The organism is Lysinibacillus mangiferihumi, from assembly GCF_003049665.1.
GTDB lineage: Bacteria > Bacillota > Bacilli > Bacillales_A > Planococcaceae > Lysinibacillus > Lysinibacillus mangiferihumi.
This window is the reverse complement of record NZ_PYWM01000001.1, coordinates 23,216-47,804: the sequence shown is the minus strand read 5'-3', so window position 1 is coordinate 47,804 and position 24,589 is coordinate 23,216. Positions and strand designations below refer to the sequence as shown.

32 protein-coding genes, 1 pseudogene and 1 other annotated feature are annotated in these 24,589 nt (G+C 38.4%); of the genes and pseudogenes, 5 read left to right on the top strand and 28 right to left on the bottom strand.

What is annotated here, in order from left to right; translation table 11 throughout:
• Window positions 1-205: 205 nt before the first annotated feature.
• On the bottom strand, window positions 206-544 hold the full coding sequence (locus C9J37_RS00315) for a post-transcriptional regulator (protein WP_024363165.1): 339 nt from the start codon (window positions 542-544) through the stop codon (window positions 206-208).
• A 93-nt stretch (window positions 545-637) separates the two neighbouring features.
• Here C9J37_RS00315 and C9J37_RS00310 point away from each other — a divergent pair, with 93 nt between their 5' ends.
• Complete coding sequence (locus tag C9J37_RS00310; RefSeq protein WP_107893767.1) at window positions 638-2,155, top strand: putative polysaccharide biosynthesis protein; 1,518 nt, start codon at window positions 638-640, stop codon at window positions 2,153-2,155.
• On the opposite strand, the gene C9J37_RS00305 is transcribed toward C9J37_RS00310, so the two are convergent.
• The 8 genes from C9J37_RS00305 to C9J37_RS00270 all read right to left on the bottom strand — a co-directional run bounded on the left by C9J37_RS00305 (window position 2,152) and on the right by C9J37_RS00270 (window position 9,329).
• Window positions 2,152-2,787 carry a DUF421 domain-containing protein gene (locus C9J37_RS00305; RefSeq protein ID WP_107893766.1) on the bottom strand — a complete coding sequence of 212 codons (636 nt, stop codon included), beginning with the start codon at window positions 2,785-2,787 and terminating at the stop codon, window positions 2,152-2,154. The genes C9J37_RS00310 and C9J37_RS00305 overlap by 4 nt on opposite strands.
• 142 nt (window positions 2,788-2,929) lie before the next feature.
• On the bottom strand, window positions 2,930-3,196 hold the full coding sequence (yajC, locus tag C9J37_RS00300; protein WP_107894012.1) for a preprotein translocase subunit YajC: 267 nt from the start codon (window positions 3,194-3,196) through the stop codon (window positions 2,930-2,932).
• 147 nt (window positions 3,197-3,343) lie between these two features.
• Window positions 3,344-4,489 carry a tRNA guanosine(34) transglycosylase Tgt gene (gene tgt, locus C9J37_RS00295; RefSeq protein WP_107893765.1) on the bottom strand — a complete coding sequence of 382 codons (1,146 nt, stop codon included), beginning with the start codon at window positions 4,487-4,489 and terminating at the stop codon, window positions 3,344-3,346.
• A gap of 118 nt (window positions 4,490-4,607) precedes the next feature.
• Complete coding sequence (queA, locus tag C9J37_RS00290) at window positions 4,608-5,651, bottom strand: tRNA preQ1(34) S-adenosylmethionine ribosyltransferase-isomerase QueA (RefSeq protein WP_107893764.1); 1,044 nt, start codon at window positions 5,649-5,651, stop codon at window positions 4,608-4,610.
• Between the two features lie 18 nt (window positions 5,652-5,669).
• Window positions 5,670-6,674, bottom strand: coding sequence for a Holliday junction branch migration DNA helicase RuvB (gene ruvB / locus C9J37_RS00285; protein ID WP_107893763.1), 1,005 nt, complete (start codon window positions 6,672-6,674; stop codon window positions 5,670-5,672).
• 18 nt (window positions 6,675-6,692) lie between these two features.
• Window positions 6,693-7,313, bottom strand: a complete 621-nt coding sequence (gene ruvA, locus C9J37_RS00280) for a Holliday junction branch migration protein RuvA (protein ID WP_107893762.1) — start codon at window positions 7,311-7,313, stop codon at window positions 6,693-6,695.
• Between the two features lie 113 nt (window positions 7,314-7,426).
• Window positions 7,427-8,260 (bottom strand): phosphotransferase, encoded by an 834-nt coding sequence (locus tag C9J37_RS00275; RefSeq protein WP_107893761.1) that lies wholly within the window; start codon window positions 8,258-8,260, stop codon window positions 7,427-7,429.
• 34 nt (window positions 8,261-8,294) lie between these two features.
• Complete coding sequence (locus tag C9J37_RS00270; protein ID WP_107893760.1) at window positions 8,295-9,329, bottom strand: LysM peptidoglycan-binding domain-containing protein; 1,035 nt, start codon at window positions 9,327-9,329, stop codon at window positions 8,295-8,297.
• 143 nt (window positions 9,330-9,472) lie between these two features.
• Here C9J37_RS00270 and C9J37_RS00265 point away from each other — a divergent pair, with 143 nt between their 5' ends.
• The gene (locus tag C9J37_RS00265; protein WP_107893759.1) at window positions 9,473-10,006 is read left to right on the top strand and encodes a transcription repressor NadR; all 534 of its coding nucleotides are present in this window, start codon (window positions 9,473-9,475) and stop codon (window positions 10,004-10,006) included.
• 92 nt (window positions 10,007-10,098) lie between these two features.
• Here C9J37_RS00265 and C9J37_RS00260 read toward each other — a convergent pair whose 3' ends face one another.
• The 19 genes and pseudogenes from C9J37_RS00260 to C9J37_RS28105 form a co-directional block, all read right to left on the bottom strand.
• Entirely contained in the window at window positions 10,099-10,497 is a 399-nt protein-coding gene (locus C9J37_RS00260) for a thiol-disulfide oxidoreductase DCC family protein (protein ID WP_107893758.1), read from the bottom strand.
• 22 nt (window positions 10,498-10,519) lie between these two features.
• Window positions 10,520-11,401 carry a prephenate dehydratase gene (pheA, locus tag C9J37_RS00255; protein WP_107893757.1) on the bottom strand — a complete coding sequence of 294 codons (882 nt, stop codon included), beginning with the start codon at window positions 11,399-11,401 and terminating at the stop codon, window positions 10,520-10,522.
• A 342-nt stretch (window positions 11,402-11,743) separates the two neighbouring features.
• Window positions 11,744-12,199, bottom strand: coding sequence for a transcriptional regulator ThrR (locus C9J37_RS00250; RefSeq protein WP_024363178.1), 456 nt, complete (start codon window positions 12,197-12,199; stop codon window positions 11,744-11,746).
• 24 nt (window positions 12,200-12,223) lie between these two features.
• On the bottom strand, window positions 12,224-13,513 hold the full coding sequence (obgE, locus tag C9J37_RS00245) for a GTPase ObgE (protein WP_107893756.1): 1,290 nt from the start codon (window positions 13,511-13,513) through the stop codon (window positions 12,224-12,226).
• Window positions 13,514-13,518: 5 nt separating this feature from the next.
• Window positions 13,519-14,046 carry a Spo0B domain-containing protein gene (locus C9J37_RS00240; RefSeq protein ID WP_107893755.1) on the bottom strand — a complete coding sequence of 176 codons (528 nt, stop codon included), beginning with the start codon at window positions 14,044-14,046 and terminating at the stop codon, window positions 13,519-13,521.
• A 137-nt stretch (window positions 14,047-14,183) separates the two neighbouring features.
• Window positions 14,184-14,483 carry a 50S ribosomal protein L27 gene (rpmA, locus tag C9J37_RS00235; protein ID WP_024363181.1) on the bottom strand — a complete coding sequence of 100 codons (300 nt, stop codon included), beginning with the start codon at window positions 14,481-14,483 and terminating at the stop codon, window positions 14,184-14,186.
• A complete protein-coding gene (locus C9J37_RS00230) occupies window positions 14,480-14,836 on the bottom strand; it encodes a ribosomal-processing cysteine protease Prp (RefSeq protein WP_024363182.1) in 357 nt (118 codons plus the stop codon). Before C9J37_RS00230 ends, rpmA begins: the two co-directional genes overlap by 4 nt.
• A 14-nt stretch (window positions 14,837-14,850) precedes the next feature.
• A complete protein-coding gene (gene rplU, locus C9J37_RS00225) occupies window positions 14,851-15,159 on the bottom strand; it encodes a 50S ribosomal protein L21 (RefSeq protein ID WP_010860053.1) in 309 nt (102 codons plus the stop codon).
• A gap of 14 nt (window positions 15,160-15,173) precedes the next feature.
• Window positions 15,174-15,249, bottom strand: a sequence feature (ribosomal protein L21 leader region).
• A gap of 45 nt (window positions 15,250-15,294) precedes the next feature.
• Window positions 15,295-15,906 (bottom strand): site-2 protease family protein, encoded by a 612-nt coding sequence (locus C9J37_RS00220; protein ID WP_107893754.1) that lies wholly within the window; start codon window positions 15,904-15,906, stop codon window positions 15,295-15,297.
• Complete coding sequence (locus tag C9J37_RS00215; RefSeq protein ID WP_107893753.1) at window positions 15,896-16,450, bottom strand: M23 family metallopeptidase; 555 nt, start codon at window positions 16,448-16,450, stop codon at window positions 15,896-15,898. The genes C9J37_RS00220 and C9J37_RS00215 overlap by 11 nt, the downstream gene beginning before the upstream one ends.
• 138 nt (window positions 16,451-16,588) lie before the next feature.
• Complete coding sequence (gene minD / locus C9J37_RS00210) at window positions 16,589-17,386, bottom strand: septum site-determining protein MinD (RefSeq protein WP_107893752.1); 798 nt, start codon at window positions 17,384-17,386, stop codon at window positions 16,589-16,591.
• A 1-nt stretch (window position 17,387) separates the two neighbouring features.
• A complete protein-coding gene (gene minC, locus C9J37_RS00205) occupies window positions 17,388-18,056 on the bottom strand; it encodes a septum site-determining protein MinC (RefSeq protein ID WP_025220120.1) in 669 nt (222 codons plus the stop codon).
• A 29-nt stretch (window positions 18,057-18,085) separates the two neighbouring features.
• Window positions 18,086-18,610 (bottom strand): rod shape-determining protein MreD, encoded by a 525-nt coding sequence (gene mreD / locus C9J37_RS00200; RefSeq protein ID WP_024363187.1) that lies wholly within the window; start codon window positions 18,608-18,610, stop codon window positions 18,086-18,088.
• Window positions 18,610-19,521: a rod shape-determining protein MreC gene (mreC, locus tag C9J37_RS00195; protein WP_024363188.1), complete on the bottom strand. Its 912-nt coding sequence runs from the start codon at window positions 19,519-19,521 to the stop codon at window positions 18,610-18,612. The genes mreD and mreC overlap by 1 nt, the downstream gene beginning before the upstream one ends.
• A gap of 13 nt (window positions 19,522-19,534) precedes the next feature.
• Window positions 19,535-20,554 (bottom strand): rod shape-determining protein, encoded by a 1,020-nt coding sequence (locus C9J37_RS00190; RefSeq protein ID WP_069513296.1) that lies wholly within the window; start codon window positions 20,552-20,554, stop codon window positions 19,535-19,537.
• 699 nt (window positions 20,555-21,253) lie between these two features.
• Window positions 21,254-21,547: pseudogene (radC, locus tag C9J37_RS00185) on the bottom strand (RadC family protein); the annotation flags it as partial.
• Window positions 21,548-21,638: 91 nt separating this feature from the next.
• Window positions 21,639-21,806 carry a hypothetical protein gene (locus C9J37_RS28110; RefSeq protein ID WP_167397230.1) on the bottom strand — a complete coding sequence of 56 codons (168 nt, stop codon included), beginning with the start codon at window positions 21,804-21,806 and terminating at the stop codon, window positions 21,639-21,641.
• A 165-nt stretch (window positions 21,807-21,971) separates the two neighbouring features.
• The gene (locus C9J37_RS00180) at window positions 21,972-22,859 is read right to left on the bottom strand and encodes a helix-turn-helix domain-containing protein (RefSeq protein ID WP_107893751.1); all 888 of its coding nucleotides are present in this window, start codon (window positions 22,857-22,859) and stop codon (window positions 21,972-21,974) included.
• Window positions 22,860-22,880: 21 nt separating this feature from the next.
• On the bottom strand, window positions 22,881-23,057 hold the full coding sequence (locus C9J37_RS28105; protein ID WP_167397229.1) for a hypothetical protein: 177 nt from the start codon (window positions 23,055-23,057) through the stop codon (window positions 22,881-22,883).
• Between the two features lie 165 nt (window positions 23,058-23,222).
• On the opposite strand from C9J37_RS28105, the gene C9J37_RS00175 reads away from it, so the two are divergent.
• The 3 genes from C9J37_RS00175 (at window position 23,223) to C9J37_RS00170 (ending at window position 24,507) form a co-directional block, all read left to right on the top strand.
• On the top strand, window positions 23,223-23,426 hold the full coding sequence (locus tag C9J37_RS00175) for a helix-turn-helix domain-containing protein (RefSeq protein WP_107893750.1): 204 nt from the start codon (window positions 23,223-23,225) through the stop codon (window positions 23,424-23,426).
• A gap of 19 nt (window positions 23,427-23,445) precedes the next feature.
• A complete protein-coding gene (locus C9J37_RS28100) occupies window positions 23,446-23,613 on the top strand; it encodes a hypothetical protein (protein ID WP_167397228.1) in 168 nt (55 codons plus the stop codon).
• Window positions 23,614-23,700: 87 nt separating this feature from the next.
• Window positions 23,701-24,507 carry a hypothetical protein gene (locus C9J37_RS00170; protein WP_107893749.1) on the top strand — a complete coding sequence of 269 codons (807 nt, stop codon included), beginning with the start codon at window positions 23,701-23,703 and terminating at the stop codon, window positions 24,505-24,507.
• Window positions 24,508-24,589: the final 82 nt, after the last annotated feature.

Below are 24,589 nucleotides of genomic sequence, written 5' to 3'. Positions count from 1 at the left end.
ATAACGCGCAAATTCCGTACCAATAGAAGATGCGTCTTCCATTTCATTATGAATAGTAAGCGGAACAATTATGTAGGGAAAGCAAAGTCCCTTACAATCTTTTACAGCCTATTTTTCGACATGGCTTGTACAAAGTAAAAAAGCGCAACACACTTATTATGAAACACGTTGCGCTTGGTGTCAATTCAACACTGTAGTATTCTTTTTAATCTTTTACAGAAACGACATATTCTTCTTGTGTTTTTAATGGCCCAAGCAATGATTTTAATTCCTCGGTGTTTATTTCCGCAAACCAATTATCACTTTGTAAAAACTCTACTTGATTGAATGATACAATATCAGACGGCGATACTGCAAATATAGTAGCGATAATTTCATATAAGCGTAATTGCTCAACATTTTTTTTGCGCCATTTTTTTTCTACACAATAACGCCATAATTCTTCTGCGGAAATCGCATCATATTTATAATACTTAAACTCTGCAATCTTACTATCAATTGCCGGACGAATTTTTTCAAATAGTTGTGCATGTTGCATACTCATTTTGAATCATCTCCAATCAAAGTTGTATCGTAAGAAGTGTTTGCATACAAATAGTGTAAATGAATTTTTGCGGCTTGAGAAGGGACGGATGGCATGAGTTCTTTTGTACGAGGTACACTATTTTTAATGTTTGTTATTTTTTTATCTAAACTTTTTGGCTTCTTTTATAGAATGCAGTTTATGCGCATTGCTGGTGAAGAAGCAGTCGGTATTTATATGACCGCCTATCCTGCATTTATTTTCTTCATCTCACTCATTCAACTTGGACTACCTATCGCTGTAGCAAAAATTGTAGCAGAATTACTAGCAAAAAATAAACGTGAAAGCATTTTTGGCGTGATGCGTACGGCAATCATTTGGTCATTTATTGGCATGATTGTTTTTATGCCACTTGTAGCACTAACAATACCTTATATTTCTACTACACTATTACATAATGAACAAACAACAATTACACTTTGGATTGCACTGTTTGCCGTGCCTGTTTCGGTCGGTTCAGGATTGCTCCGCGCTTATTTACAGGGCGTTGCTAAAATTACACCAACTGCTTGGGCACAAATGCTTGAACAAGTTGTCCGCATCGGCTTTATTACCTTTATGCTACCATTAGTTGCAGCTTATAATAATGCCGCCATAACCGCGGCTTCTGCTATGGGTATCACACTTTTAGCTGAAGTTGTTGCGTTCCTGTATTTATGGCTCCATTACGCCGTTTCAAAGAAGAGATTATTACCAAAGAAAAGCAAAGTGGAGTCTTATCCGGCTTCACCAATGCTTCGGGTAGCCATCCCGTCTGCAGGAAGCAAACTATTTGGCTCCTTCACTTGGTTTTTAGAACCGATTATTTTTTTAAAAGCATTAACGATGGCAGGATTAACGGCCTCTGCCGCAACTATTTTATATGGGGTCATTTCAGGTGTTTTAGTGCCCTTGCTACTATTCCCAGCCTTTGTTTCTACAGCACTTTCTATTGTCCTTATTCCTGCTGTTAGTGATGCTGTTGCACGTCAACACAATGCGCTTTTACAGGAACGTATTTCCGTTTCGTTGCGCTTATCTTCTTTAGTAGGCTGCATTGCCGCCACATATTTTTTCGTTCACGGTGACGAGCTAGCCATGAAATTATTTCACTTAGAAGAAAATCGAGGCTATGTGAAAATTTTAGCACCTATATTTTATTTTTATTATATTCAAAGTCCATTACATTCCATTTTGCAGGCCGTTGGTGAGGCGCGCGCTGCAATGATGAACTCCATTTACGGTGGACTCGGTAAACTATTCGTTATGTTTGTACTGGCCTCTCAACCTGGCATCCAAGAAAAAGGGGCTGTTGTAGCCATTGGCTTCGGCGTTTTACTTACATCATTCTTGCATATCGCTACGGTCAGACAGCGCAAAAATTTACGCGCCGGCTTCCGTATGTTTGTTGTCCCTTATAGTTGCTTCATTGCCGTTTGTATTGCCCAATATTTCTTTATGCAAATACTGCCACTACCATTTATTTTAAGTAGTTGTGTCACATTATTTTTACTATTTACGTTATTGTTAATGTCCAATCAATTACGTTTTACAGATTTCCACTATATTCGGAAATTAGCGAAGAAGGTCTAATGTTCCTTCAATTGAATATGAAGTCGATTGTCCTCCCATATACAAAAGAACACGGTACTACTATCATGAATATTACTTTTAGCTAACTCATCCATTAACCATTTGTCATCTTTATGGATAAGCATTAAATGTCGATCTTGGATATCACCATCGATAATAAGCGGATAGACAAAGGCCTTTTCATCTTTTTTATAAACGGAAAGATTACCAGAAGGCTCTAAATAGGCATAAGCTATTTCCGTAACAGAGGAGATGCCATTTTCACGTAGTTGCTGGCAAAGGTCATCTAAATTATAGCGCTGTTTTCGCATCTCGCTTTCTTGGATAATTCCATCTTTGACAAGCAGAGCTGGATCGCCATCAACTAAATCACGTATTTTCTTATTCTTCAACGATAAATAAGCACTCAATATTTGAATAAAGAGCAAAATAATAATCGGTAAAATAGCATTAAATAATGGGTTTTCATAATCATCTAGCGCAAAGGCAGCTACTTCTGCAATCAAGACGAAAACGACTAAATCGATAACAGATAGTTCACCGACTTCTCGCTTGCCCATTAATCGAAAAACAATAAGTATAAAAACATATAAAAAGCATGTTCTAAAAATAATTGCTAAATATTCTTCCATACGAACACCCCCACTCTATCAAGGTGACCGTATCTGTTGCTTTTTATACAAAAAAGTATGGCAAAATTATACGCATTTCGACATAGCCTTTAAAATGGCAAAGGCGTTGTCCAAAGGTTATTTGGGACAACGCCTAATCATATTAAACTTGATCATTTACGACACGTCCGATTGCTTGACGGTCAAATTTAACGCGCACATTATCAGCGATTACTAAAGTGACAGCTGTGTCCTCAATTGCGTCGATAACACCATGTAAGCCACCGATTGTAATAACTTTATCTCCACGCTGTAAGCTACTTTGCATATTTTGCGTTTCCTGCTGTCTTTTTTTTGCAGGACGGATTAAAATGAACCACATCGCCACGAACATCAATATGATCGGTGCAAATCCTACTATTGATTCCATATTCAAAATGCTAGCCCCCTTTCCAAATCTCACTTTTTTAGTATAGACTATTTCACCCTAAAAAAGCGATGAACAAGCCCAAAATTTTTCTATATTATCAATAGTTTTTCTATAACAGGTAAATTTTCGCTAAGTGTCGTTCCAATTTTAGAAGTTTTTTGCATTTGGTCCATTAAAACCGTATTTTTCGAAAAATTCTTCTCGGAAATCACCTAGACGATCCTCACGAATGGCCTCACGCACTTGCTCCATTAACTTCAGTAAAAAATGTAAATTATGATAAGAAGTTAAACGAATACCAAATGTTTCTTCCGTGCGAATTAAATGACGCACATATGCACGAGAATAGTTTTTACAAGTATAGCAATCACAATTTGGATCGATTGGACCAAAATCACGGGCATATTTAGCGTTTTTAACAACTAAACGACCTTCAGACGTCATTAATGTACCATTACGGGCAATTCTTGTCGGTAATACACAGTCAAACATATCAATGCCTCGAATAGCGCCGTCAATTAGAGAATCTGGAGAACCTACACCCATTAAATAGCGCGGCTTATTTGTCGGCATTAACGGTGTTGTAAACTCTAGCACTTGATTCATCACATCTTTCGGTTCGCCTACTGATAGGCCCCCTATTGCATAGCCTGGAAAATCGAGTTCTACTAACGCTTCCGCAGAACGACGTCGTAATTCTTCGTATTCTCCACCTTGAATAATACCAAATAATCCTTGCTCTTCTGGACGAGCATGTGCTTCTTTGCATCGCTTTGCCCAACGAGTCGTTCTATCAACTGATTTGAGCATATAGTCATATGTTGCCGGGTAAGGCGGACATTCATCGAACGCCATCATAATATCCGAGCCTAAATCATTTTGAATTTCCATCGCTTTTTCTGGACTTAAAAACAGCTTATCCCCATTTAAATGATTACGGAAGTGCACACCTTCCTCTTCAATTTTACGGAATTGACTTAACGAGAATACTTGGAAGCCACCTGAATCCGTTAAGATTGGACGATCCCAGTTCATAAATTTATGCAGGCCACCTGCTTCCTTCACAATATCATTACCTGGACGCAGCCATAAATGGTACGTATTCGAAAGAATAATGCCTGCATTCATTTCTTTTAATTCTTCAGGAGACATTGTTTTAACAGTTGCTTGTGTCCCTACAGGCATAAATGCTGGTGTTTCAAAAGAGCCATGTGGTGTATGGACAATGCCAAGACGTGCTCCTGTTTGCTTACATGTATGAAGTAGTTCATAACGAATTGCTGGTTGTGTCATAAAATGTTAAATCCTCTCTTATCTAAAGTAAAAACAGTACTCCGATTTCTTGCTTGATTATGCTATTGAACAAATCAAAATCCTGTTGCATCTCTTATGATGATGCAACAGAAGTGAATTATTTTTGTAAACTAGGACGTATAAACATAGCATCACCAAAGCTAAAGAAGCGATATTTTTCTTCTACTGCTTGATGGTAGGCGCTTAAAATCGTATCTTTCGTCGCAAGTGTACTGACAAGCATTACTAATGTTGACTTTGGTAAATGGAAGTTTGTAATTAAACCATCCACCACTGTAAATTGATAGCCTGGATAAATAAAAATAGATGTCCATCCTTGCTCTGCGCGCACTTCTCCATATTTTGAGCCGATTGTTTCGAGCGTTCGAGTAGATGTTGTACCAACAGCAATGACATGTCCGCCATTTGCTTTTACACGGTTTATCGTAGCCGCAGCTTCTTCTGTCACACTATAAAATTCAGCGTGCATTTCATGGTTTTCTATCGAATCCACACTTACTGGACGGAATGTTCCAAGTCCAACATGTAATGTAATAAAAACAATTTCGACACCTTTTGCTCGTACTTGCTCTAATAATTCTTGTGTAAAATGAAGACCAGCCGTAGGTGCTGCTGCCGAGCCACGTTCTTTCGCATAGACAGTTTGATAACGCTCACTATCATCTAATTTTTCGCGAATATATGGAGGTAATGGCATTTCGCCAAGTTGCTCTAAAATTTCATAGAAAATGCCATCATATTTGAATTTAAACATACGACCACCGTGGTCTAACTCTGCTGTACAAGTTGCTGTTAGTAAACCGTCTCCAAATGTGACAACGGTACCTACTTTAACACGTTTCGCTGGTTTTACAAGTGTTTCCCATTCATCCGTTCCAGCCGTTTGCTTTAAGAGCAATACTTCAATATGGGCACCCGTTTCTTCTTTTACACCCATTAAACGAGCAGGTAATACTCTTGTATCATTTAGTACTAGACAGTCACCAGCATGTAACTCCTCTAAAATATGAGCAAAATGATGATGCTCGACTTTCTCTGAGCCCGGTGTCACAACCATTAACCGACTTGCCGTACGATCGACAAGGGGCGTTTGTGCGATAAGCTCCTCTGGTAATTCAAAATCAAAATCTTCTACACGCATGAAAAAAACTTCCTTTTTTTATGTTTGTTGTGGATAATCATATCCAAAATGTTCGTAAGCCAGATGCGTTGCGACACGTCCACGTGGTGTACGTTGAATAAAGCCAATCTGCATTAAATATGGCTCGTACACATCTTCTATCGTCACACGTTCTTCACCTATGGAAGCAGCAAGTGTATCTAAGCCTACTGGGCCACCACTGAAGCGCTCAATCATATTGGTCACAAGCTTATGGTCAATATGGTCAAGCCCTCTGGGATCCACTTGTAAAAGCTCTAGCGCTTGCTTAGCAAGGTCCTCCGTTATCATACCATCTCCAAGCACTTGTGCATAATCTCGCACTCGTTTCAGTAAACGGTTAGCAATACGTGGTGTACCACGAGAACGTCTCGCCATTTCGCCTGCCGCTATTTGCTCAATATCCACATCAAATAAATGGGCACTTCTAACGACAATTTCAGCAAGTGACGTATTATCGTAATACTCTAAACGTAGCAGTACACCAAATCGATCTCGTAGCGGGGCCGATAACGCACCGGCTCTTGTCGTTGCACCAACGAGCGTAAACGGTGGCAACTCAAGACGAACCGAACGCGCTTCCGGTCCCTTTCCAACAACAATATCCAAGCAAAAATCCTCCATAGCTGGATATAGCACTTCTTCAATTGCACGTGGAAGACGATGAATCTCATCAATAAACAATACATCCCCAGGCTCCAACGAGCTTAAAATGGCTGCTAAATCTCCTGGACGTTCAATGGCAGGACCACTCGTCATACGAACATTAACATTCATTTCATTTGCAATAACCGCGGCTAATGTCGTCTTTCCCAATCCAGGAGGACCATATAATAGTACATGATCTAAACTTTCCTGCCGAAGCTTTGCCGCTTCAATGAAAATTTGTAAATTTTCTTTCACCTTATGCTGCCCAATATATTGTGCTAATCTTTGAGGTCTAAGAGATAATTCAAATTGTTCATCATAACGGCCAGCTTCACTTGCTATCATACGTTCCGACATGTACCTGCCTCCCTTCTATTATTTCAGCTTTAATAACAACTGCAATGCTTGCTTCATATACGCATCCGTTGTTTCCAGCTTGTCATTATCTTCTAGTTGTGGTCGGATTTTATCGAGTTCTTTTTCCGAGTATCCCAGAGCCATTAATGCTAGTATGGCTTCTTCTAGTTCATGTTTACATGGATTAACGCCGAATAAAGGCAGCTCATCTTCCGAACTAGGTAGTTCCATTGTGTCTAGTAAAGATCCCAGTTTACCTTTTAAATCTAGAATCATTTGCCGTGCTGTCTTTTTACCGACACCTGGGAATTTCACTAAAAACGTTTCATCTTCTCGTTCAATGGCACCGATAACTTGTTGCGGGTTACCAGTCGCTAAGATTGCTAGTGCACCTTTAGGTCCAATGCCTGACACTAAAATTAATTTTCGGAATAACTCACGTTGGTCTAAATTCGGAAAACCATACAGCACTTGTGCATCTTCCCGAACATGCAAGTGTACGTAAATTTGTTGTTCAACTGCTGACGCACGAAATGCAAATGGATTCGGTGTATTCAATTGCCAACCTATCCCTTGTTGCTCAAGTACGACATACTCTGGCGTAATACGCACTACTTGACCTTTTAAATAATCATACATAGTATATCCCTCACATTCATCGTCTTCGATTATAGCATATAGCGAACGAATGCTCGACTATATTCAATAGCAATAGTGCCGATTCCATGCAAAAATGACCGCCTCGGGGACGGTCATCTCTTCATCACTCTATCAATATCGTACCACAGTTTCGGCCAGTATGTTAGCGCTCGCTTAGTAAATGGTATTAAATAATCTAAAAATACTAGCTGTTGTTCTAAAGGTAAATCTATAGCAAATAACCATTCTCGCAACAGCTCATTTGGAAACTTTAAGCGATGGAACTTTCTTTTATCTAACCGTTCAAGCGCTGGTAATTCTCTTAAAATACTAGCAAGATCATAATCTACTGCGGGCAACACGCGATGCAGCCATAATATATACTCATCATCCGCTTCTCCGAGATGGGCTAAGTCAAAATCGATTAAACGTAATTCACCATCTGTACACCATAAAAAGTTATGGTGCACAACATCACCATGCAATAGCGTGATGTCTTTTTCCGGCACATCTTCTAGTTCCATTAACTGCAAAGCCTTTTCGCTAAAATGAATAATTTGCTCCACTTCTTCTCTCGTTAAAAATGCTCGCAAGTCATTTCGCCTACTTTTAAAACGCATATGACGCATCTGCCATTTTAAAAGCTGAGAAAAGGTATGCAAACCTGGTACTCGTTGCCACGCAATTTTTTGGTTCGTGTCATGCAAATCGATTAGTAGCTTTAAAGATTGTTCTCTATCTTTTTTATAAGCAAAATTCGCACTATGGCTTCCCTCTTGCCACATTTGAACAATGAGTTGTTCATCATCACTTTTTACTAACGGCAGGACGAGTGAGGGTTCTAGTCGTCCCAGATGGCGATGAATTGCCCTCACTTTATCTGCTATTTCTAACTGCTTTGCTCGTTTTACAAAATAATGATTAGATTGATATTTATACTTCCAAATATTAGGCTTTACTTCCTCGACAATATAGGCTTTTTTACCATCGATAAGGCGTCATCCCGCCTGGGAAAAAGTGCGGTGACATCCATGGTCCAGCTGAACATGGTGGCGGACAATGGCATGGGTCAAATTGCCAATTTGGCATCATTACCGGCTGAGAGCCACATCCACAAGATTGCCCCATTCCGTGCTGTGAGCCACATCCACAAGATTGATTCATTGGCATCGTTGGCATCATTGGCATTTGCTCAAATTGAGGTTGCATTTGTCCGGCATTCGGATTAAAGAATGGTGATGTGCTCGATTCCAGGAAATTTTCTCCTCCTACCGCATTAGCTGGCATTGCACAATGCATCGGTTGTTGCTGAGGCATTGCACAATGCATCGGTTGTTGCTGAGGCATTGCACATGGCATCGGTTGCTGCGGCATTGTGTAAGCCTCTATTTGTGGTTGCATTGGCATATGCCACCACATTTGATGATGCACTGGCTGATGGCAACTAGAACAATGAGGCACCATCGGCATATGCGGTACATGTTGAACTGGTGGCGCGGGTGCTGGTGCTGGCGGTGGTGGTGGCGGCGGTGCTGGTTGTGCTACTGGTGGTGCTGGTATAGGTGCCGGTTGCTGCGGCATCACTAATTGTTGGTTCCAGCTAAGTTCTACTGGCTGTGGCACCCACATCGGTTGCTGTGGTTGCGGCATCGGCATTGGCATCGGCATTGGGAATGGTATTGGTATCATTTGCGGCTCTGGCATCGGCATCGGTGCTGGTGGTTGAACCACAATCGGAGGTGGTGCCGGCATCGGCTTTTGCACCTCTTTTTTTACACTTTCTTTACTTGGCCTTGTTTGAGTAGTAGGCATCTCTTTATGAACTTGTGTTTCCTTATGTGTTTCTTTATGAGTTTCCTTATTTATTTTTTCAGGCAAAATAATTTCCATGCCCGGAACAATATAATCAGGGTTGGCAAGATGGGCATTGAGTCGTTTTAAATCCTCAAATGAAATACCGTACTCCTTCGCAATCTTCCACAATGTATCTCCCTTTTGAACAATATGAATACGCAATTTTTTCCTCCCTTCCTCTCTACGTATCATATGTTCAATGTTTCATTTGGATACAAAAAATTCACGCATGGCAGAAATGCTTCATGGTACACTAATGCATAAGGAATACTACTTCCTTTATTACACGGCAGAGGTGATCTTTTATGAAAAAAATGTTAGGCGAGGAACGCCGACTGCAACTTCTAGAACTGCTAAAAAAAAGCAACACACCTATTACTGGGACAGACTTCGCTAAATTTGCAAATGTTTCTAGACAAGTTATTGTGAATGATATGACATTATTAAAGGCTAGAAACGAACCAATCATTGCAACAAGCCAAGGCTATATTTATATGCACCAAGAGCAACTCAGTCAAACTGTTGAACGCACAATTCCTTGTTTTCACACACCTGAAGACGCCAAAGACGAATTGTTAACAATCGTGGACTGCGGTGGTACGGTTAAAAATGTGATTGTTGAGCACCCCATCTACGGAGAAATTACCGCTTCTTTAATGGTCTCCAACCGTCATGATGTCGATAAATTTGTACAACGTGTAGACGACACACAAGCCAATTACTTATCTGCACTTACAGGCGGCACACACCTTCATGTTATTTCCGCTCCATCCATGGAAATTTTAGACTTAATAGAGCAGTCCTTACAAAAAAAAGGCTATCTAATCACAGATCAATAACCGGCGTGCCAGTCACGCAAACAATTCTGAAAATTTCAACGCAAAAATCCACTCCGATTCCCGTAGAATTCGTAGTGGATTTTTTTTGCTGTTTATCGTTGTTCCAGAAAACGCTCGCGTTGTGATGGTGAAGGTAATAAACAAGCTTGCTTTTGACCAAAAAGACGATAGCGATTTTTAGCAAAAAGTTGATAGGCAGTATTTCGTATACAAGGTGGTATACCAATCAACACATAGAACACAGGCCATAAGCCATCTAAGTGTCTAGTAATGTTAAGTGCTGCCGTTGATTCAACGTATACTTTTCCTTGCTCAATGTAAATCACACTATTTATATTTGTTGGTACCTTGTATTGTTCAAGAAGTGCTTGACCAACTTCACTTTGAATCGAAGCAAATTTAAAAAACGCCGCTTGGTCACGTTTAATAATAAATTGCACACTACTATTACAAAAATTACAAATGCCATCAAATAATATAATGCCACCCACATCAATCACCCCTAAGTTGCTGTTATTCTTCGTCAGATGTTGTTAAATACGTAAAGTATGTACCAAGTGACTTCACCTTGCAACCAAGCGCCGCCAGTTCCTCCATAGCTCCACGCATCATCGGGTCTTTTTCATCTGCTAAAACATCAATCATGAAGAAATAATCTCCAAGACCTGTTTTTAATGGACGTGATTCAATTTTACTTAAATTTAATTGTCGCCATGCAAATACCGATAAAACTTGGTGCAAAGCCCCTGATCGATCTGTCGGTAATGTAATCATGAAAGTTGTCTTTGCTTGCCCTTCTGATAATTCCTGTGGTAACCGCTTATTTTGCTTTGATAATACAAAGAAACGAGTATGATTAAAATGAAAGTCATGAATATTGTCTTGCACGATAGTTAAACCGTATTTTGCTGCGGCTGCTGCATTACCAACTGCAGCAATACATTTATCAGGATTTTCGGATACAAATTTTGCAGCGGCTGCTGTTGATGTTGTTTGATGTAACGGCACATCACTAAAACGATAAAATAAATATTTGTGGCATTGAGCTAATGCATGCGGGTGCGAATAAACACCTTCAATCGATTCCCAATTGTTCTTCTGCGCTTCATTGACCATTAAATGTTGTTGAATTTTTAGCTGTAGTTCACCTGTTACATAAAGCGTTGCCTCGTGGAATAAATAATCCAGCGTCAGCGGAACTGAGCCCTCTAGCGCATTTTCTAATGGTACTACTGCTAAATCAACTTTCCCCTCTGCCACTGCCTCAATGCATTCTGGAATTGTTGCACATGGGACAAGCCAGTCAGTTGGAAAAATAGATTTTGTTGCTAAATATGTAAATGAAGCTTCTGGTCCTAAATATGCAATACGCTTTTCCCACTGTTGCTCTGTCATCAAAATGACCTCCTCCGCTACAATTCGTAGTATATTAAACATTTATAATGTTTGGAAAACTCTTGCTAAAAAAGAAGAGGCTATGTAAAACAGCCTTCTCTAAAAAGTATTGTGAAAATACGTACTGCTTTTGCTAGCTGTTTGAAATGGAATTGTGCATTTCTATAGCAGCTTTTACAAATTTCGCAGTATTTCTGCAGGATAGCGAGTTAAGCGAAACCCCACTGAGGTTTTTTACTTCGGCGAGGCTTGCTCATCGCATGCGGAAAGGAAGCGAAATTTTGTATCAACATCTACCAGCATGAACTACTAAAAGACAAAGGGGCTTTACAAACTGCCCCTTTACAACGCACCAGAACTAATGACCTCAGCTGACTCTACGAAATCTAACCTTTTTAACTGCTGTATTAAGTCATCAAGTTCAGAAGTCATGCTCGTCACATCCAATGATAATGTAACATTTGCACGTCCTTGAATTGGAATTGTTTGATGAATTGTCAGTACATTACAATGCGAATTTGTCACAGTTTCTAATAGCTTTGCCAATGTTCCTTTTCGATCTTGAAGCTGTAAAAAGACTGTTAAAATGCGCTCCTGTACAATGGAGTGAAAAGGAAATACAGCATCACGATATTTGTAAAACGCACTGCGCGATAAATCCACTTGCTTGACCGCATCCCAAATGGAGGATACTGAACCACTCGAAAGTAAGTGCTTCGCCTCCAACGTTTTTTGCATAGCATCCGTTAATACATCTTCACGAACTAAATAATATCGCTGATTCGCAACATTCTTCATACGCTTCCCCCTAAAACACCTGTCTTAATCTACAAATTCAAACTCAAACTCTTGCAGACGAACTGTATCACCATTTTGTGCACCACGTTCACGCAATGCCTCATCCACACCCATACCTCGTAATTGGCGAGCAAAACGGCGAATACCATCTTCACGACTAAAGTCAGTCATTTTAAATAGACGTTCAATCGAGTAACCACTAATGATAAATGTGCCGTCATCATCACGTGTAATCTCGAAATCTTCCCCTTGTGATTCATGCTTGTACATTACTGTCGCGTCCGACTGTTCCTCTAAATCATCAAATAGAGGGAACTCTGGCGTTACTTCAAGTAAATCGGCAATAGCAAATAACAATTCTTTTAAGCCTTGGCGTGAAATCGCTGAGATTGGGAAGATTTGCACATCTTCGCCCACCTTTTTGCGGAATTCCACTAAGTTTTCTTGTGCTTCTGGCATATCCATTTTATTTGCTACAATAATTTGAGGACGCTCCGTTAAACGAAGGTTATATTGTTTTAACTCCTCGTTAATTGTTAAATAATCTTCGTAAGGGTCACGACCTTCCATACCTGACATATCGATTACGTGCACAATGACACGTGTACGCTCAATATGACGTAAAAATTGATGCCCTAATCCTACCCCTTCATGCGCTCCTTCAATAAGCCCAGGTAAATCCGCCATGGCAAAGCTTCGGTGATCTTCTGTTTCAATCATGCCTAAATTCGGTACGATTGTTGTAAAATGATAAGCACCAATTTTGGGTTTTGCAGCAGACACAACTGATAACAGTGTTGATTTACCAACACTTGGGAAACCTACTAGCCCAACATCTGCTAGCACTTTTAACTCTAATATAACATTTAATTCTTGTCCTGGCTCACCTTTTTCAGAAAGTTCAGGAGCAGGGTTTGCCGGTGTTGCAAAGCGAGAATTCCCACGTCCACCACGACCTGCTTTTGCTATAATGGCTTGTTGACCATGCTCAACTAAATCCGCGATAACAGCCCCTGTTTCTTCATTCATTACAACTGTACCTGGTGGCACCTTAACAATTAAATCTTCAGCGCGTTTTCCGTGCATCCCTTTACTCATCCCGTGCTCTCCACGATCAGCTTTGAAATGACGTTTATAACGGAAATCCATTAACGTACGTAGACCTTCTTCTACTTCAAATACAACGTTCCCTCCGTGACCACCATCGCCTCCAGCTGGACCACCATTTGGCACATATTTTTCACGGCGGAAGGCAACCATTCCATCACCGCCATCGCCACCTTTTACATATATCTTTACGTGATCGACAAACATTTAATTCACTCCCTATTTGCACTCAACACATATTGCCAGCACGTATTTGTCTGCACAATTGTTTGAATGTCGAATTGTTTCAAACCTTTTTCGGTGAATGCGTCTGCACTCCACAGTCCATTTAGCGTAAATGCCAAAACAAATGTATGATCGTCAACACGTACATCAATCGCTAAGCTGTGCTCCGTAAATGGATCTAATGTATCATAAACATGCATAACTGTTTTGTTTAAGTACTCTACAACATCCTTGTCAATATTATTTGTGACTGGTTTTTTGATCTCACCATTAAGCTCCAGCGGTAACGCCGGATAGCGCCATCCTGCTGTTTGTAGCCACTCCATTGTTTGTGGTAATTGTAGACGATTCATGATAGACAATACTCGTAGCTGTTCCGAATAATGTTGAATAAGTTCTTTCGATTCATCAATTCTACCTAAATCTAAATTCATGCGAATCAGTTGAAGTTGATTCACAAAATCATGATTTGCAAAACGTAGTACCTCACTAATGGTTAGTGATTGATTGTTCATCCCATTCACTCCAATAAAGTTATCTTAACTAGTATAACAAGTTTTGATGTATTTTTCCCTTAATTCTTCATTGAAATTTAGCCAAAAAAAGGACTGCAATAAATGCAGTCCTCCGCTTTATGTCTACTTTATTAAAATTAAGCTTCTTGTGTAGCTGGGTATACTGATACTTGTTTGCGATCGCGACCTAAGCGTTCGAATTTAACAACGCCGTCCACTTTAGCAAATAGTGTATCATCACCACCACGACCTACGTTTGTACCTGGGTAAATTTTTGTACCGCGTTGACGGTAAAGAATAGAACCACCAGTTACGAATTGGCCATCAGCACGTTTAGCGCCAAGACGTTTAGACTCAGAGTCACGTCCGTTTTTAGTAGAACCTACCCCTTTTTTCGATGCGAAAAGTTGAAGGTCTAATGCTAATAACAATTTCATTCTGTTCCACCTCCTACTTGGTTGTAGTTGATTTGGATATATTGTCCGTAATTTTGCACCATAGAATACACTTGAGCAGTCATTACTTGGACAATTAATTGTAGTTTTGTATCAATTTCAGGTTCTAAATCTGTTGGTAAATCTACCTTCAGGTAGCCTCCACCTTCAGCTGCTTGTTCAACTTCTGGTTGTAATTGTAGTAGAGCATAAATCGCATTTACCGTGCCAATCGCAATGGTAGATGCTCCTGCACATACTAAATCTTTACCTGATTCATCGTACTCAGCATGTCCTGAAAATTCAAATGCAGACACATGTCTATTTTCATCATGATGTATCGTAACTTTTATCATGTTACACCTCACAATTAAGCATTGATTGATTCAACAACTAATTTTGTATAAGGTTGACGGTGACCTTGTTTACGACGGTAGTTCTTTTTAGCTTTCAATTTGAAAACAACGATTTTCTTTTGACGGCCTTCTTTCACAGCTTTAGCTGTTACTGTAGCGCCTTCTACGAATGGAGCTCCAACTTTTACGTTTTCGCCACCTACGAATAGAACTTTATCGAAAGTTACAACCTCGTCAGCTTCTACGCCTAATTTCTCAACATAGATTTCTTGACCAGCTTCTACTTTGATTTGTTTACCACCAGTTTCAATAATTGCGTACATTTTACTGCACCTCCTCTTAGACTCAGACTCGCCTGTATATGAAGGTGATCCAAAGATACTTAAACCTTCCCAGAGCGGTTGTAGTAGCACGGGTGCTACAAACAATAACATTAAAATACTACCACACGAATTCTATCAAGTCAACCTGTTCATTACATATTTCTCAAAGGCTACACGATACTTGCGATATTTCCATTCTTTTAGTACTTGTAGCCATATAAATAGGAAAAGAACAGCTAAAAAAATGGATTGTGGTAAATTTACTAAAGTTATTATGAATAGTATAGAGGCAAAAATAAGAGAAAGCGAATAATAATATTCAACTAATCGCACGCTTGGATAAAATAAAAATAACCATGCTAGCACTATTCTTCCACCGTCGAGTGGAATGATTGGTAAGAGATTGATTGCAAGCAACACCAATTGTACATTAATTAATCGTGTTGCAATTAACTCTGGCATGAAAAAAGCAAGGCCAATCCCCAGTATTGTGGCGATTGGTCCTCCTAGTGCAATCCAAAGTAGTGAAGATGTCTGCACAGCTGCTGGATTTTCAAATTCAATTTCCCCTCCATAAGGTGAAATAACACATGATTTTATCTTAACGCCGCAAAGCATTGCGACCAATAAATGGCCCGCTTCATGCCAAAGCAACGAAGTTAAAATAATTGCATAGTAAGCAATTTGGCCGCTAAAAATCATGAATAAGATCAGAGGAATACATAGTAAGTGCAATTTAACTTTCATCGGTCTCCGTCGATTCAAGCCACTGTACAATTTGTTCTAAATTATAATGAGTTTTTTCCTTTTCAATCGAAATATAGAGTTGTCCAGTGTGCTTCATGCCAATTAAATCATTTGCCTGTACAGTCGTATATGGAAGCTGTGCTAAACTATCAAGCATGCCGTAAGTGACCGTTGTACCATCCTCATAGCTAATCGTCATCGTTTTACCTGTATATTTTGTATGACCTGTAAAAACAACGAGTCCACTTTGCCCCGTATAAACAGGGAGGCCCACTTCATATTGCAACAAAAAACCTTCTTTAAAAACTTGCGCATTGGCGAATGTTAATAGCTCCGTTTGCCCTACATCACTTGAAACCATTATCGTTTCATCCTCTTTTTTAAGCCAACTTTTTCCGAGCTCGCTTAAATATGTCATATCTGCTGATGTTGTTACAAGCTTTCGCACCGGTGTTTCTATTACACCTTGGTCTTCTAATCGAATCACTAGTATGATTGTAGCCACAAGCAAGATCATAACAACCCATTTCCATTTTTTAAACAAGCTCTCATCCTTTTTTCACACTATATGAGGCAGCATGTCCATTCATGCACAAAAAACGTGCCAGTCACTCACACAATTCTCACACAATTCAACGGAACAGAAAAAACCTTTCCGCGCATACGCACGAAAAGGTTTAAATTATCTTGAAAACAATGCTTTAATTTTTGAGAACATGCCTCTTTGCTCATCCTCAATAGCCATTAGTGGCACAGATTCACCTAAAATACGGCGCGCAATATTACGGTATCCTAAAGATGCTTTATTAGATGGATCCATTACGATTGGCTCACCTTTATTTGAGGAAGAGATAACACCTTCACTATCAACGATAATCCCCAACAGGTCAATTGACAAGTGTGTCGTAATTTCATTGACATCTAGCGTATCGCCATTTTTCATCATATGCTGACGAATACGGTTAATGATAAGTTTTGGCGCAGTAATTTCTTCCTGCTCAAGCAGTCCGATAATTCGATCCGCATCACGAACAGCAGAAATTTCTGGTGTCGTCACGACAATAGCATGGTCAGCACCAGCTACTGCATTACGATAGCCTTGCTCAATTCCAGCTGGACAATCAATTAAAACATAATCATAGTCTCTTTTTAATTCCTCTATTAAGCTCTCCATTTGCTCAGGTGTGACAGCGTTCTTATCTGTCGTTTGAGCAGCAGGTAATAAAAATAGTTTATCATCTACACGTTTATCTTTAATTAACGCTTGATGGATTTTACAGCGTCCTTCAACAACATCAACTAAATCATAAATAATACGGTTTTCGAGACCTAGAATAACATCTAAATTTCTTAAGCCAATATCTGTATCTACTAAACATACTTTTTTCCCTTGTAGAGCCAATGCAGTCCCGAGGTTAGCCGTTGTTGTCGTTTTACCGACACCGCCCTTACCTGAGGTTATGACGATTGCTTCTCCCACACTAGCTTCCTCCCTTAGACACATTTAACAATGGTCGAATATTTTTTAACGCATGAATTTGATCGTACGTAATACGCCCATCATAGCCGATAAATGCACAAGCCATGTCTGCTTGATTAATCGCTTTTACATGTTCATCTGACATTGCCTCAACTTGATCGGCAATCATTATATGTGTGGCTTCCAAACGAGATGCCGCAATAATCGCTTCCTTGTTGCCATGTACACCTGCATGCACAATTCCCTTTAGCCTACCAAGGACATATACATTACCACCAGCTTCTACACGTCCATTCGGATTCACATTCCCCACAATTACTATATCCCCCGAGGCACGTAGAATTTGTCCCGACCTGACCACTCCTACATATGTATCTTGTTGGCTTTCTATCATTTTCTGGTTGCTTTCATGGACAGTCAGTACTTCACTTTGCACTTTTGCTACAATTAGCTGTTCCGATTCTTGAACAATTTTTACTAGCTCTTTTACTTGTTCATCAGAACAGTATCGATAGCCTAAATGTAATTGAACATCTACCTTGCCATCGATACCGCCTTCTGAAACTTTTCGTTTTAGCTCTTCTACTAAATCGGCATACGAACATTGATCGTCTAAACGAAGAACAAAACCGTCCTTTGTTCCCTTCATATTAACTAATTGTTTTTTCATGAATGCCTCACCTCACGTTGCTCTTGTTATTAAGAAACTTCACGTGCTCTCTGTAAGACACGCGCATTAATTAGATACTTGAAGGCCCAACCAAGAATCATTAAAAATAATGTATTAGCAATGATTGTTGGTAGCAGTCGTGATTGTAAGAATTCCGTTAACGGTATTGTTGTAAAAGCGATTAGATAGAAGAATTGATAGAGTACGAATTCTAAAATTGCTACTAAAACAACTGAAATAGTTGTTGTCACAACTAAGTGCTGATGAATTATTTTCACGATAGACCCTGCTAAAAAACAAATAAGTGGATAGAGTACCGAATATAATCCAATAATATCAATGTAAAACACATCATACAAGACACCAAAAAAAAGTCCATACATTACCGCACGTTGACGGCTGTAATAGATGGATATAAATATTAAGTATAAAATTAAAAATCGGGGTACTAGATAATAGATATGTCCACTTACTTCAATCGGTGAAAGCATAGCAAACTCTGGTTCTAGTAAAAATAGCAATACTGCAACAGAGGGAATAAGAAATCGAACCATTACTTTTCCCCCTCTACAGTAGCCTTTTGTGGATTTGATAAATCTACATTTGTCGCGTCACCATCTGAACCATCAATAACTGTCAATGTTCGTTTAGCTATCACAACATTTTCTAAAATTGAAAAATCAGCAGATGGTTTTACATAAGCCATTTTGGTTAAGCCAAAATCATCTGTACTTACTTCTGTAATTTCTCCAATTGGTACACCTTTAGGGAAAATACCGCCAAGACCAGAAGAAACTACTTTTTCTCCTTCTTTCACCGTTAAGCTAGAATCGATTCGCTTCATAATGAGTTCATTTCGTTCTTTATCAAAGCCCTCGATTAAACCGTATGCCTCTTTTTCTCCTAAAACCATCGCGGAAACACGGTAGTTAGGATTGTTTGTATATAAAAGCTCTACTTCAGATGTGAAAGGGGTTACTAGCGTGATTTTACCAACTAGCCCTTTCGCTGTCATAACTGCCATATTTTTTTCTACCCCATGAGAAGAACCTTTATCTAAAATAATTTTTTCTTCCCATTGGTCAGGATTTCTAGCAATAACCGTTGCTTGAATTGGATTAAAAGCTTTTAAACTTTCCGCTTTAGAAAGTTCCATTAGCTTTTCATTTTCAGATTTTAAAACCAATGCTTCGGCTTGTACAGCTGCAAAATCTTCTAAGCGTGCTTTTAAACGTTTATTTTCTTCGTACGTGTTTAAGAGGGAGTCAATATTATTAAAAATACCAGTTATGTAATTTGCCGGCTTCGCAACAATAGATTGTGCGACGCCGACTGTATCTTTAATAATTTGCTCTGGTAAAGTTGCATTCGTCCGATCTCGTAATGAGAAGCTAATCAATGCCACAAGAAAAACCATGCCCACAAGTAGCAGTATTACTTTCTTATTGAAAAAAAACTGTGGCATTGCCTAAACCTCCTTACCCTTTTACTTGTTGTTGACGAATTAAATCAATATGATCTAATGCTTTACCTGTCCCAATAGCTACACAATCTAATGGATCTTCAGCAATAAACACAGGCATATTGGTTTCACGGCTAATAACTTTGTCTAAGTTCGTTAATAACGCGCCACCACCTGTTAACACGATACCTCGCTCCATTACGTCAGCAGATAGCTCTGGAGGTGTTTGTTCCAACGTTTTTCGCACACCGTCAATAATTGACGATACCGCTTCACGCAATGATTCTGAAATTTCCTGAGATGAAATTTCAATCGTTTTTGGTAAGCCCGTTAATAGGTCACGTCCTCTAATCTCCATTTTTTCATCTGGACCTTCAGCAAATGCTGTACCAATCTCCATTTTTACTGCTTCAGCCGTACGCTCACCAATCGTTAAGTTATACGATTTACGGATATATGAAATAATCGCTTGATCCATTGCATCCCCACCGACACGTACAGACTCACTTGTTACGATACCACCTAAAGAAATAACTGCTACCTCTGTTGTACCACCACCGATATCAACTACCATAGACCCTGTTGGATCCCAAACAGGTAAGTTCGCTCCAATAGCTGCTGCAAAAGGCTCCTCAATTGTAAACGCTTCTTTTGCACCTGCTTGACGAGAAGCATCGATAACTGCACGTTGCTCAACCGATGTAATACCATATGGCACACAAATCATCACATTCGGTTTTTTCCAATTACCGCCAGAATTTTTACAAGCTTCTTTTAAGTAATATTCAATCATCGCTGTTGTAATATCAAAATCAGCAATAACACCATCTTTCATCGGACGAATCGCCACGATAGATCCAGGTGTACGGCCAATCATATTTTTTGCATCATTACCAACTGCAACGATATCTCCTGTTTTTGTATTCTTTGCTACTACAGAAGGTTCGCGTAAAACGATGCCCTTCCCTTTAATAAAAACTAATGTATTCGCTGTGCCAAGGTCAATCCCGACATCTTTACTACCTAATCCAAACAAATTGTGTACTCCCTTTCTATTTAAGCCATACTATCGTTGACATAAAATCATACCGTTCATTATAACGGATAAATGCAAGAATTTGTAGTGCCACATACCGCTTCTTGCAGAAAACTTACTATTTTAATTCCCTCGTAAACTAAAAATAGTACGTATAGATTAGCATATTATTTTTTTTCATGTAAGACAACGCATTATAGGCTACCAATTTTTGTGAATGCTATAGACATTTCTATGAATACAATAACGTCATCCATTTAAAAAGGTTCGTTTTGAGTTAATCCACTTTTAAATTTGCTACAACTATACTACTTCTAGATTATACTATAAAAATTTTATCTTTTAAAAACTGATATCTTCTTTGGAAGTATTTACAACCACTTAAAGGCTTTGAGACCTTCTGCAGAAATCTAAAAAGCTCTGCAAATATATGCAGAGCTTAAGCTTGTCCAAATAACTTCAATGCGCATTATGATGTATCTAAATGAAAAAACCAACGAGCCGCGTCAAGCGCTTTCTTGGGTTCGTTGCACTTCCTCTTCTTAATCTGTCCCGTTACATATTGCACGCGCTACGGAGGATGTTAACGCCCTTAACTTACCTTCATTTCGTTTCGCGCTGGATTTGACATGCCTACAACTTCATCCAACACCAGTTCAATGCACAAACGTATGTAGGAAAGCCTTTACTTTATTAAAACTAAAAATAACCTTTTTCTTTTAAGCTAATAAATTGATGGTCGCCGATGATGACGTGATCCAGTAACTCAATGCCAATAATATAGCCAGCCTCCTGAATTCGTTTCGTTACCTCAATATCTTCTGGACTTGGGGTAGGTATACCGCTTGGATGATTATGCGCACAAATAATAGAAGCGGCAGAACGCTTGACAGCCTCACGGAAGATTTCTCTCGGATGCACAATGGAGGCATTTAGGCTCCCAATAAATATCGTTTGCTTATGCATAATTTGATTTTTGACATTAAGGAAAAGGACTCCTAACCTCATATAAATACAAACTTTTATCAACATTAAATTTCCTTCTATTATATAGACCGCCTCTCTCAGGTGGTCTTTTTTATATTCATCTCCGCACAATATACCCTCTTACACGAGGACCTTTTAATTTCTTTTTATTAACAGGCTTATTAACATTTGTGGAAGACTTTTTAAATTGCATTTCTTCATATTGGTCTATTAAATCAAATATCGTTAACTGTCCTTGTTGTTCCATGTATTCGAAATGAGTCATATATACATCTCCTTTTTATGTGCTAAAAAATCAAGGTAGCTATATTCAAGTACTGACGATTTGTCCGTAGTTGAAACGTGATGATTTAGATATATATGTGCGGTTAATAAATGTGCACCTACAAAATGTATTCAGGTACTTCCCTTTCCGTCAGTACCTAACTAATTACCATTCCAGCCAATTATCTAACGATGGTTCACTATGCACCATTGATTGAGGAAGGCTATCCCTTTCATTTAACCAATTATAGAAAGGCACTGGACGTTCTTTATATGGAGTTTCTTCTATAGAAGATGATTTATATATGTTCAATTTAGAACGCTCCACAACCTTGTTATACGCCCCTACAAATACGGCTCTTAATGTACTTGCTACAGTTAACGTACCTTCTTTAATATCCATAGCAATTTTGAATAGAACATTTTTAGCTTTAATGAAGTCAGGTGCACTTTGAACCTGTGTAGCCAATACAACCTTATGCAGTTCATCTTTTAAGTTATCTGCTAACGGTAAGCTATTCATGAAATCAAATAGCATGACTTGATATTCGTTCATGTATTCCTTACGAGCTTCTTTTTCAGCGTGTGCTGATTCATATACTTCCTGTATATTGCTTGTTTGTAAAAGATAAAAAGAACTAGATGGTAGCTCTTGAGATTGTGGTGGGCAAACGTTACTCTCGCAAGGCTTTTCAGCTTTTGAACGGTCGGACATTGACGGTGAGACATTGTAAGGCAAAATAATATAAATGCTTGCACCTTGTCCACCTTTACCTTTTACAGTCGTTTCTTTTTTGATGATGCCTAACGATTCTAACTTTTTGATACCACGATAAACTGTCTTTGTGCTAATCTCCAATGCTTCAGCAATTGTAGATGCTTTTAAATGACATGCTCCAGTATGTTCTAAGCTGTGAGAAGCAAGTTTATAAACGATGGCACGCTCTGATTCTGTTAAGTCATAATAATGAACCGCCATGTGGTCCTCCACACTCTTATCCATATCCGCTACTGAATCAAATGTTGTGTATTGTGCTAAGTATTCGAATGCCATTGTTTTCACCTCGTTTTTATATTACTTAAATGCTTTTCGTAAATTCTCACGTATCTCTTTTACTTCTAAATCAGTCAACAGACTGTGATACCTTATAATCCATTTCAAACGTCGCTGATACTTGTGAGCATCAGATATTGCATCATGTTGTTTCATCTTTGATTGAAGGTACTCATTGCGTTGTTGAATTGTTTTCAATTCGTTCACCTCTTTTGTTACTAAATATAATAATTTAATTATTTATTGATTTGAGTATAAATTATTAAATTTAATAATTCAAGTATTTATTTATAAAATTATTTATTTATTTGCAAATATAAGCTATAATAAGAAATAACAATTAATGTTGAATGAGGTGATACGATGGAATTAACAGTAAAGTTGAAAGAAGTGTTAAGTGCTAGAGGAATGTCTCAAATAGAACTAGCTGAAAAGACAGGTTTAACACGCACTGTCATTAGTGAACTTGCTACTAATAGACGTACATCAGTAAACCGTGAACATATCACAAAGGTTATTCAAGCATTAGAAATTACAGACATGAACGAAATATTCGAAGTGAAGTAATCATCTGTGGAGGGCTAGCATGTTTAAAAAGTTGATTAGCAAAAAGAAGCGACAATTAAAGAAACAAGCTAAAAAGGCAGTATACGAAGCAACTGGAATTAAACCTATTAAGATTAAAAAGCCAAAGCCATTGATTAAGAAAAAACGTAAACCATCTTTAAAAAGTGCTATTAAAAAATTATTTTAAGCAGATAACTAATTATGGTTGTCTGTTTTTTTATGTACTTTCATCTCCAAGTTTCCTAAAATGGAAATATAAAGGGAGGTTTTATAAATGAAGAAGTTAATTTATATTGGTGCTATATCAGCACTTTTGCTTACTGCATGTGGTAGTGAAGAAAAAACAGCTACTATTACTCCAGATGAGTTTAAAAAGTTAGAAAACGGAATGAGTCCTGATGAGGTAAAAGAAATTGTAGGTGGCGAAGCTAAAGTTGAAGAGGAAAATCAATTTAATGATTTGTTAGTGACTTTAAGATTTGAAGGAGAAAATGGAGTAGAAAAAGAATCTTCTGCGGAACTTCTATTCAATGATGGAAAATTAGACGTTATTATGGAAGATGGATTAATAACGAAAAGAAAAGAATTAACAAAAGAAGAAAAAGAAAGAATTGCTGAAAACACAGCGAATTTAATGTATAAATCTTCAACGGGCGCTGTTGATGAATACGTATCTACACTAAAACAAATCATTAACAATATTAAGGGCAATTCTATTATCAATATGAAAGATAAAGAATTAATCGAAGCTAATAGATATAGTATTGAATTAACAAGTGATATTATTGTCTTTATAGATGTGAATAAAGAAGATAGTATTGAAGTAATTAGAGTAGCCGTTACATCAAATGCACTTGCAACACAAAATAAAGAAGTGGAAATAGCGTTTAAAGGATTATTACAAAGTGTAGATAAGACTTTAAGTGTTCCACAACAATCTGCTATTTTAGAAGAACTTGGCTTTAAAAATAACGGAAAATTAGTTGACCACACTAAAGCCTATACTCTTAATAATGTTACATACACATACCATAGTAGCATTGAAAACGATTCTGTAATATTGCAAGCTAAATTAAAATAGTCACTCAATCGAGTGGCTTTTTTATTTGTTTCAAAAACAATTTATTTCAAAAATAGTAAATAAATTCATAAAAAACTATTGC